Annotated in this window: 9 protein-coding genes; 3 read left to right on the forward strand and 6 right to left on the reverse strand. The window is 74.4% G+C overall.

Annotated features, from left to right (window positions below; genetic code table 11):
- A partial coding sequence (locus ACFV5N_RS19535) for a UTRA domain-containing protein (protein WP_385601275.1) occupies window positions 1-356 on the forward strand: 356 nt, incomplete at its 5' end.
- 72 nt (window positions 357-428) lie between these two features.
- Here the strand turns inward: ACFV5N_RS19535 and ACFV5N_RS19540 are convergent.
- From ACFV5N_RS19540 to ACFV5N_RS19565, 6 genes are all read right to left on the reverse strand, one after another.
- Window positions 429-1568, reverse strand: a complete 1140-nt coding sequence (locus ACFV5N_RS19540; protein ID WP_385601277.1) for an ROK family protein — start codon at window positions 1566-1568, stop codon at window positions 429-431.
- 50 nt (window positions 1569-1618) lie between these two features.
- Window positions 1619-3049: an adenylosuccinate lyase gene (gene purB, locus ACFV5N_RS19545; RefSeq protein ID WP_385601279.1), complete on the reverse strand. Its 1431-nt coding sequence runs from the start codon at window positions 3047-3049 to the stop codon at window positions 1619-1621.
- Window positions 3050-3060: 11 nt separating this feature from the next.
- Window positions 3061-3840 carry an SGNH/GDSL hydrolase family protein gene (locus ACFV5N_RS19550; RefSeq protein ID WP_385601294.1) on the reverse strand — a complete coding sequence of 260 codons (780 nt, stop codon included), beginning with the start codon at window positions 3838-3840 and terminating at the stop codon, window positions 3061-3063.
- 18 nt (window positions 3841-3858) lie between these two features.
- Window positions 3859-4890 (reverse strand): hemolysin family protein, encoded by a 1032-nt coding sequence (locus ACFV5N_RS19555; RefSeq protein WP_385601282.1) that lies wholly within the window; start codon window positions 4888-4890, stop codon window positions 3859-3861.
- Complete coding sequence (locus tag ACFV5N_RS19560) at window positions 4887-6206, reverse strand: hemolysin family protein (RefSeq protein ID WP_385601285.1); 1320 nt, start codon at window positions 6204-6206, stop codon at window positions 4887-4889. The genes ACFV5N_RS19555 and ACFV5N_RS19560 overlap by 4 nt, the downstream gene beginning before the upstream one ends.
- A 124-nt stretch (window positions 6207-6330) precedes the next feature.
- Window positions 6331-7065, reverse strand: a complete 735-nt coding sequence (locus tag ACFV5N_RS19565) for a Mut7-C RNAse domain-containing protein (RefSeq protein ID WP_385601288.1) — start codon at window positions 7063-7065, stop codon at window positions 6331-6333.
- A gap of 81 nt (window positions 7066-7146) precedes the next feature.
- On the opposite strand from ACFV5N_RS19565, the gene ACFV5N_RS19570 reads away from it, so the two are divergent.
- Together ACFV5N_RS19570 and ACFV5N_RS19575 are read left to right on the forward strand one after the other, a co-directional pair.
- Window positions 7147-7800 carry a TetR/AcrR family transcriptional regulator gene (locus tag ACFV5N_RS19570; RefSeq protein WP_385601291.1) on the forward strand — a complete coding sequence of 218 codons (654 nt, stop codon included), beginning with the start codon at window positions 7147-7149 and terminating at the stop codon, window positions 7798-7800.
- An 86-nt stretch (window positions 7801-7886) separates the two neighbouring features.
- Window positions 7887-9425: an MDR family MFS transporter gene (locus ACFV5N_RS19575; protein WP_385601297.1), complete on the forward strand. Its 1539-nt coding sequence runs from the start codon at window positions 7887-7889 to the stop codon at window positions 9423-9425.
- Window positions 9426-9471 lie beyond the last annotated feature (46 nt).

The raw sequence follows: 9471 nt of genomic DNA on the forward strand, positions 1-9471 counted from the left end.
ACCGCACCCTGGCGACCCACGGCCGCCCGGTGGCCACCGAGGAGCTGTACGTACCCGGCGCCGCCGTCCTGCCCGCCCCCGCCGACCCGGCCGAAGGCCCCGAGCGCGCCCGGCGGTTGCTGCGGCTGCTCCAGGAGTGCGAGCCCACGGGCCAGGACCGCACCGTCGAACTCGGCGCCGCCACCGCCGAGACCGCCCACCGCCTCGACCGGCTCCCGGGGTCCCCCGTCCTGCTGGTCACCACCCGCTATCTCACGGCCGGGCGTACCGCCGCCGCCTCCGTGGCCACCTACCGGGCCGACACCTGCCGGCTCACCTTCGCCAACCAGCCGGCCCTCTCCGCCCTCACCGGCTGACCCGCCCCCCGCTCCCGCACCCGGCCCGCGCGCACCACCCGGCCCGGCCCGACCCCGGCCGCCGGCCCGCGCTCAGCCGGCGCCCGGCCCCGCCGTGCCCGGCTCCCCGCACCCCGGCTGGCGCACCGCGAACATCTCCGCCTCCACCCGGTCGAGCGCCAGCCGCAGCGCCCCCGTCGCGATCGCCTCCGCGCCCAGCTCCGACACCGCCACCCGGGGCGTGCGCAGACAGTACCGGGACAGCTCCCGCGCCAGCGGCCCCGCCACCCCTTCGAGCCCGGACGCCCAGCCGCCCACCACCACCAGTTCCGGGTCCAGCGCCAGCACCAGCGCCGTCACATCGTGCGTCAGCCGCTCCACATAACGCTCCACCGCGGCCCCCGCCCGCGCCTCCCCGCCCCGCGCCCGTTCCAGCACCCGGCCCACCGCGGCCTCGTCCAGCGCGGCCAGCGGCCGGTCGCCGTCCGGCGACAGCAGCCGCTCCGGCGCCGCCCCCCGGCCCAGCAGATGCAACGCCCCGATCTCCCCGGCCGCCCCGCCGAACCCCCGGTGCACCCGGCCACCGATCAGCGACCCGGCGCCCGGCGACAGGCCCGCCAGCACCATCACCACATCGTCACAGCCCACCGCGGCGCCCCGCCAGCGTTCCCCCACCGCCGCCGCGTTCGCGTCGTTCTCCACCAGCACCGGTGCCCCCAGCGCCGACCCGAGCCGTTCCCCGAGCGGCAGCCCCGTCCACCCCGGCAGCGCCGCGCACAGCCGCACCGAACCGTCCGCCGCCATGATCCCCGGCGAGCCCACCCCGACCGCCCGCACCCCGTCCGGCGGCACCCCCGAGGCCATGAGCGCCGTCCGTGCCGCCCCGGTCACCAGCGCCAGCCGCTCCTCCGCCGGCGCGTCGGCCGCCACCGTCCGCACCGCGGAACCCACCCGCCGTCCGGCCAGATCGGCCACCAGCACCGTCACCCGCAGCGCGCCGATCTCCACCCCCAGCAGATGACCGGCCTCCGCCCGGAACCGGAACCGGCGGGCCGGGCGCCCCACCCGGGGCGCCCGCGCCGCACCACCCGCCACGGCCGCGTACCCGGCGCCCAGCAGCGACTCCACCACCTGCTCCACGGTGGGCCTGGACAGCCCGGTGACCGCCGCCAGCTCGGCCACCGACGGGCTCTCGCCCCGCTCGCCGGCCGCCCGCAGCGCGCGCAGCACCACCGCGGAATTGATCCGCCGCAGCAGGGACGGATCCCCGCCCTCCCACGAGGTCAGAGAATCGCCCCCGGCGTGTACGCGGCAGCCTTCGGGTACCGCTTCACCACACCCTCGACCGCCGCCACCACGGCGGCCACCTGCTCTCCGGCCGCGCCTGTGAACGACAGCCGGTCCGCCATCAGGGCCGCCAGCTCCGCCGCGCCCAGCGGGATCCGGTCGTCGGCCGCCAGCCGCTCCAGCAGTTCGTTGCGCTCGGCGCCCTCCCGCAGCCGGAGCGCGGACGCCACCGCGTGCTCCTTGATCACCTCGTGCGCCGTCTCCCGGCCCACCCCGGCCCGCACCGCGGCCATCAGCACCTTCGTGGTGGCCAGGAACGGCAGGAACCGGTCCAGCTCCCGGGCCACCACCGGCTCGAAGGCCCCGAACTCCTCCAGCACGGTCAGGAACGTCTCCACCAGCCCGTCGAACGCGAAGAACGCGTCCGGGAGCGCCACCCGGCGCACCACCGAGCAGGAGACGTCGCCCTCGTTCCACTGGTCGCCCGCCAGCTCGCCCACCATCGAGGCGTGGCCGCGCAGGATGACCGCGAGCCCGTTCACCCGCTCGCACGAGCGGGTGTTCATCTTGTGCGGCATCGCCGAGGAACCGACCTGCCCCGGCTGGAAGCCCTCGGTCACCAGCTCCTGGCCCGCCATCAGCCGGATCGTCTTCGCCAGCGACGACGGCGCCGCCGCCAGCTGCACCAGCGCGGACACCACCTCGTAGTCCAGCGACCGCGGGTACACCTGGCCCACCGAGGTCAGCGCCCGCGCGAAGCCGAGGTGGCCCGCGATCCGCTCCTCCAGCTCCGCCAGCCGGGCCGGCTCCCCGCCCAGCAGGTCCAGCATGTCCTGCGAGGTGCCGACCGGGCCCTTGATGCCGCGCAGCGGATAGCGCGCCAGCAGCTCCTCCAGCCGGCCGAAGGCCACCAGCAGCTCGTCCGCGCCGGTCGCGAACCGCTTGCCCAGCGTGGTGGCCTGCGCCGCCACATTGTGCGAACGCCCGGCCATCACCAGACCGGTGTACGTGCCGGCCAGCCGCCCGAGCCGGTCGAGCAGCGCCACCGTACGGTCGCGCACCAGCTCCAGCGACAGCCGGATCTGCAACTGCTCGACGTTCTCCGTCAGGTCCCGCGAGGTCATGCCCTTGTGGATCTGCTCGTGCCCGGCCAGCGCGTTGAACTCCTCGATCCGCGCCTTCACATCGTGCCGGGTCACCCGCTCCCGCTCGGCGATCGACGCCAGATCGACCCGCTCCAGCACCCGCTCGTAGTCGGCGATCGCCTCCTCGGGGACCGCCACCCCCAGATCGCGCTGGGCGCGCAGCACCGCCAGCCACAGGCGGCGCTCCAGCACCACCTTGTACTCGGGGGACCACAGCCGGGCCAGTTCCGCCGAGGCGTAGCGGCCGGCCAGGACATTCGGAATGCGGGGCTTGTCTGTCACGCCACCGGATTCTACGGCGGGCTCAGCTCGGGCCTCTTCGGCGCCCGCCCGTCCCCCGAGGAACGCCCGGTCAGCCGCCGTCCTATCCACGGCAGCAGATGCTCGCGCGCGAACCGCACGTCCGCCCCGATCCGCCGCGCGAACCGCACCGGCGCCGCCGGGGGCAGCGGCGCGTCCCAGTCGAAGGCCGGCGCGTTCCCGAGCCGCTGCCAGACCGCCTCCGCCACCCGCCGGTGGCCCTCGGCGGTCAGATGCAGCCGGTCCTCCGCCCACATCCGCTGGTCGCTCAGCGCCGCCGAGGCGTACAGGTCGACGACCACCACCCCCGGGTGCCGGGCCGCCAGCGCGTCGATGTGCGCGTACAGCTCCTCCATCCGGCCCCGGTAGCGCTCCAGGACGGGACCGTCGCGGCCCGGCGAGCGCATCAGCACCAGCGTGCCGCAGGCCGGGGCCAGCCGCTCGACCGCCTCCTCCAGCAGCGCGCACACCCGGGGCAGATCGCAGCGCGGGCGCAGGACGTCGTTGAGGCCGCCGACCAGCGAGACCAGATCGGCGCCCATCGCGGCGGCGGCCGGCACCTGGTCGCCGGTGATCTGGCCGATCAGCTTGCCGCGCACCGCCAGATTGGCGTACCGGAAGTCCGGCACCCGCTCGGCCAGCCGCCCCGCCAGCAGATCCGCCCAGCCCCGGTAGGTGCCGTCCGGCAGCGCGTCCGACATGCCTTCGGTGAACGAGTCGCCCAGGGCGACAAAACTGCGCACGGGCCGGTCGCCCGCCCGCTCCGGTTCCATGGCATCCACCCGCCGATGCTATCGAGAGCGGCCGGTGGCGCCGGGCGTGCCCACCAGCTCGCGCAGTACGTCCTCCATCGTCACCACGCCCGTGGGCCGGCCGTCCGGTCCGATCACCGCCGCCAGATGCGTGGCTCCGCCGCGCATCGCGGTCAGCACCTCGTCCAGCGGGGTGCCCGCCCCGACGCGGGCGATCGGCCGCAGCGCCGACAGCGCGAACGGGGCCTCGGGGCGGTCCGCGTTCAGCGCGTCCTTGACGTGCAGGTAGCCGAGCACCGTGCCGCGTTCGTCCTGCACCGGGAAGCGCGAGTAGCCGGTGCGGGCCGACAGCGCCTCCAGCGCGTGCGGGGTGACGCCCACCCGGGCGGTGACGACCGCGCCGCGCGGACGCATCACCTCGCCCACCGGCCGCCGTGCCAGCCGCAGCGCGTCCCGCAGGCGCCCGGTGGCCCGCTCGTCCAGCAGCCCGGCGGCGCCCGAGTCGGTGACGATCCGGTCCAGCTCCTCGTCCGAGAAGACCGCCGTCACCTCGTCCCTGGGGGTGACCCGCAGCAGCCGCAGCAGGGCGCCGGCCAGTTCGTTGATGCCGCGCACCAGCGGGGACAGCGCCCGGGAGAGCGCCAGCAGCGGCGGGCCGAGCAGCAGCGCGCAGCGCAGCGGGGTGGCCAGCGCGATGTTCTTGGGCACCATCTCGCCCAGCAGCATGTGCAGATAGGTGGCCACCGACAGCGCCGCCACGAACGCGATCGGATGGACCGCCCCGTGCGGCACGCCCACCGCGTCCAGCGGCGGCTCCAGCAGATGCGCTATGGCCGGCTCGGCGACGATGCCCAGCACCAGCGTGGTCAGGGTGATGCCCAGCTGCGCGGTGGCCATCAGCAGCGACAGGTGCTGGAGCGCCTCCAGGACGCGGCGGGCCCGCTGGTCGCCCTGCTCGGCGAGCGGCTCGACCTGGCTGCGGCGCACCGAGATCAGGCAGAACTCCCCGAACACGAAGAACGCGTTGAGGGCGATCATCAGCAGCCCGGTCAGCAGTTGCAGCGCGATCATCGGGCCTCCTCGGGGTCGGCGGGCTCGGGGGCGGGGGCGGTGAGCCGGACCCGGACCACCCGGTGGTGGTCGGTGCGCAGCGCCGCCAGTTCCCAGCCGCCGGTCCGTACCCGGTCGCCGGCGGCCGGGATGCGGCCCAGGTCGGTGGCGATGAATCCGGCCAGCGTCTCGTACGGGCCCTCCGGCAGGTGGAGTCCGATCACCTGGAGCTGGTCGCGGCGCACCGCCCCGTCCGCCTCGTACCGTCCTGGGCCCAGCGGCAGCAGGTCGGGGGCCTGGCGCGGGTCGTGCTCGTCGCGGACGCTGCCGACGATCTCCTCGATGATGTCCTCGAAGGTGAGCACCCCGGCGGTGCCGCCGTACTCGTCGATGACCACCGCCATCGGCCGTTCGTCCGTCAGTTCCTCCAGCAGCCGGTCGGCGGGGAAGGAGTCGGGTACGAGCAGGGGTTCGCGCAGCAGTTCGCGCACCGGTGTCGTCGCCCACCGCTCGTCCGGCACCGCGAGCACGTCCTTCAGCCGCACCGTGCCGCGTACCGCGTCGAGGCCGCCCTCGCACACCGGGAACCGGGACAGGCCGGTGGCGCGGACGGCGTCGGCGACGTCCTGGAGGGTGGCGTCGGTCTCCAGGGCGACGACCCGGACCCGGGGCGTCATGATGGACTGGGCCGTCAGCCCGGAGAGCTGGATCGAGCGGACGAACAGGTCGGCGGTGTCGGCGGCGAGGGCGCCCTCCTCGGCGGAGTGCCGTGCTATGGCGACCAGTTCCTGGGGGGAGCGGGCCGAGGCCAGTTCCTCGGTGGGTTCCAGGCCGAGCCGCAGCAGGACCCGGTTGGCGGTGTTGTTGAGATGGCGGATGAACGGCCGGAACACTGTGGAGAACCCGCGCTGGAGCGGCGCCACATGGCGGGCGACGGCCAGCGGGGAGGAGATCGCCCAGTTCTTCGGCACCAGTTCCCCGATGACCATGAGCACCACGGTGGACACGGCGGTGCCCAGGACGAGCGCGAGGGAGCCGGCGGCGGAGCCGGGCAGCCCGGCCGCGCGCAGCGGCCCGGCCAGCAGCGCGGCGACGGACGGCTCGGCGAGCATCCCGATCACCAGACTGGTGAGGGTGATGCCCAGTTGCGCGCCGGAGAGCTGGAAGGTGAGCGACCGTACGGCGGCCAGTGCCCCGGGGGCGCCGGGCTCACCGCGTTCGGCGGCGTCCTCCAGGACCGAACGCTCCACGGTGGTCAGGGAGAACTCGGCGGCCACGAACACCCCGCAGGCGAGGGTGAGCACCAGGGCGACGCCCAGCAGCAGGACCTCGATCACGACATCACCGTCCTGACGGAAGGGGACAGGCCGCCCCACTGTACGAGTCCCGTGCGGCCGGGGCGGGGAGGTGACGCGGCCCGCGCCGGGGGAGTGGCGCTGGCCCGCCGTTCCCGCGCGCGGCTCAGCGGTGGCTGGGGCCGAATTCGGCGAGGGCCCCGGCCACGATGGCCTCCAGACGGTCGGAGTGGGCGCCGCGCCAGTAGACCCGCGCGCAGCGGGTGCAGCGGGCGAACACGTCGTAGGTGCGCCGGGTGCCGCCGTCGAGACCGGCGGCCACCTCGTCCTTGCCGACGCTCTCCAGCTCGCCGTTGCAGGCCGTGCACCGGGTCCACGGGGCCAGCGGCGGGGCGAACCGGCCCAGGACGTCGCGGAGCTGCTCGTCGGGCCGGTCGCTGTAGACGAACGCCCCGGCCCAGATCTCCCGGCGGCGCAGCAGGCCCCGGTCGCGGGAGAGCAGCACCCGGCGCTCGGCGGCGGAGCGAGTGGCCAGGGCGGGGTCGCCGATGTCCTCGCTCTCGTACGCGGCGTCCACGCCCAGCAGCCGCAGCCGGCGGGCGAGGGTGCCCAGGTGCACGTCCAGCAGGAAGCGCAGTGGGGCGCCCGGCACCCGCTGCGGCCGGGTCACGGCGGCCACCTCGACGCTCTCGCCGCCGCGCGGCACGTAGGAGGCCTCCACCGGACGGCCGTCGGCCCTCAGCGCGCCGACCTCGGTGAGCGGGGTGCCGCAGGACTCCACGACATGGCCGAGCGTGGACACCCCGTCCACGGCGGCCACCGCCCCGTCCCCGCGCCGGCGCGCGGAGAGCAGCGGATGGAGTTCGGGGGCGAAGCGGATCCGGATCTCGGCTGGGTGCACGGGCTCAGCATCCCACCGGGACGGCCGGCGGTACCGGAAATTAATTTTGCAGAGTCTGCACTTTTGCATACCCTGCACAGCGTGCCGAGCGAAACACGACCCCAGGGCCTGCGGGACCGCAAGAAGCGGGCCACACACCGAGCCCTCACCGAGGCGGCCCTGCGGCTCGCCGCCGAACACGGCGCCGAGCACGTCACCGTCGAGGCGATCAGCGAAGCCGCCGGGGTCTCGCCGCGCACCTTCTTCAACTACTTCGACAACCGCGACGAGGCGTTCGTCATGGTCGACGCCGATGTCGCCGAACGGGTCCGCCGGGCGGTGCGCGACGCACCGCCCGACCGGCCTCCGCTGCGGGCCGTCACCGACGCCTACGCGGCCGAACTCCCCGAGAAGGGATCGGACCACCGGCTGTGGGAACTGCGCGCCGAGGTACTGCGCCGCTCCCCGCACCTCCTGGCCCGTACCCTGGGCGTGCACCAGGCCGACGAGGAGGCCCTGGCCCGCATCATCGCCGAACGGCTGGCCGCCACCGGCTGCGCCGATCCCGGCGCCTACCCCCGACTGCTGGCAGCCGTGGTCAACACGGCGACCCGGGTCGCCGTGGAGCACTGGAGCGCCGGCGGCCGCGAGCAGTCCCTGACCCGGATCTTCCGGGACGTCATCGGACAGCTCGCCGCCGGCCTGCCGGCCCCCGCCGTCACCGCCGCCCCGGCCACCAGCCGCGCCGGATCCTGAGGATCCGGCCGCTCCACTTCACTCCGTACACCGAGAAGGACATCGTGACAGTCGCGACCGAGGCACCCGAGGAAACACCGGGTGCCATGACCAACCGCCAGATACTCCAGGCGATGTCCGGCCTGATGGCCGGCATGTTCGTCGCCATCCTGGCCGGCACGGTGGTGGCCAACGCGCTGCCCCGCATCATCACCGACCTCAACGCCAGCCAGTCCTCCTACACCTGGGTCATCACCGCCGAGCTGCTGGCCATGACCGCCACCGTCCCGCTGTGGGGCAAGCTCTCCGACCTCTACAACAAGAAGCTGCTGCTCCAGCTCTCCCTCGGGCTGTTCCTGGTCGGTTCGCTGCTGGCCGGCTTCTCCCACGGCGTGGGACTGCTGATCTTCAGCCGGGTCATCCAGGGCATCGGCGCCGGCGGTCTCACCGCCCTGGTGCAGATCGTCATGGCCGCCGTCATCCCGCCGCGCCGGCTCGGCAAGTACGCCGGGATCTTCGGCGCCGTCTTCGCCGTCGGTACCGTCGCCGGACCGCTGATCGGCGGCGTCCTGGTGGACACCTCCTGGCTGGGCTGGCGCTGGTGCTTCTTCATCGGTGTGCCGTTCGCGCTCGCCGCGATCGTCATCCTCCAGCGCACCCTGACCCTGCCCACCGTGCGCCGCGAGGTCAAGATCGACTACCTCGGCGCCGGCCTCATCGTCGCCGGGGTGTGCGCCCTGCTCATCTGGACGACCATGGCGGGCTCCCAGTTCGACTGGGCCTCCTGGCAGACCGCCGCGCTCACCGGCACCGGTGTGGTCCTGCTGGGCCTGGCCGTCCTGGTGGAGTCGCGGGTGCCGGAACCGGTCATCCCGCTGACGATCTTCCGCAACCGCACCGTCACCCTGACCACCGTCGCCAGCTTCCTGGTCGGCCTGGCCATGTTCGGCGGCACCGTCTTCCTGTCCCAGTACTTCCAGATCGCCCTCGGCAAGTCCCCGACCGTGGCCGGGCTGATGAGCCTGCCGATGATCGGCGGTCTGCTGGTCTCCTCCACCATCGCCGGGCAGATCATCTCCGCCACCGGGCGGTGGAAGATCTACCTGGTCGCCGGCGGTATCACCATGACCGCGGGGCTCGGACTGCTCGCCACCATCAGCGCCGACACCGGCTTCGGCCTGCTCAGCCTCTACATGGCGCTGCTGGGCGTCGGCGTCGGCCTGCTGATGCAGAACCTGGTGCTCGCGGCCCAGAACGACGTGCCCGCCGCCGAACTGGGCAGCGCCACCTCCGTGCTGTCGTTCTTCCGCAGCATGGGCGGCACCATCGGCACCTCCGTCCTCGGCGCGGTGCTGGCCAACCGGGTGGCGAGCCAGCTCGGCGGCTTCGACGCCGGGGGCGGCGACGCGCACGCGGTGCCGGACATCTCCCAGCTGCCCGACGAGGCCCGCGAACTCGTCCAGGGCGCCTACGGCTCGGCGACCGGTGATCTCTTCCTGATCGCCACCCCGTTCGCCGTCCTGGCGCTGATCACGGTGCTCTTCATCAAGGAGAAGACCCTGAAGACCACCAACGCCACCCAGCGGCTCGCCGAGGAGGCCCGGCAGGAGGAGGCGGCCAAGGACGCCGCCCCCACCGCCGGCTGACCGCCCCGGCACCCGGCCGCCGCCCCCGGCCCCCCCACCCCCCGGC

This window comes from Streptomyces sp. NPDC059853, assembly GCF_042731495.1.
Lineage (GTDB): Bacteria > Actinomycetota > Actinomycetes > Streptomycetales > Streptomycetaceae > Streptomyces.

Excerpts from the sequence above, each read along its gene's own strand:
- ACFV5N_RS19550 (WP_385601294.1), bottom strand. The coding sequence starts at position 3,840 with ATGGAACCGGAGCGGGCGGGCGACCGGCCCGTGCGCAGTTTTGTCGCC.
- ACFV5N_RS19575 (WP_385601297.1), top strand. The coding sequence starts at position 7,887 with ATGACCAACCGCCAGATACTCCAGGCGATGTCCGGCCTGATGGCCGGC.
- ACFV5N_RS19555 (WP_385601282.1), bottom strand. The coding sequence starts at position 4,890 with ATGATCGCGCTGCAACTGCTGACCGGGCTGCTGATGATCGCCCTCAAC.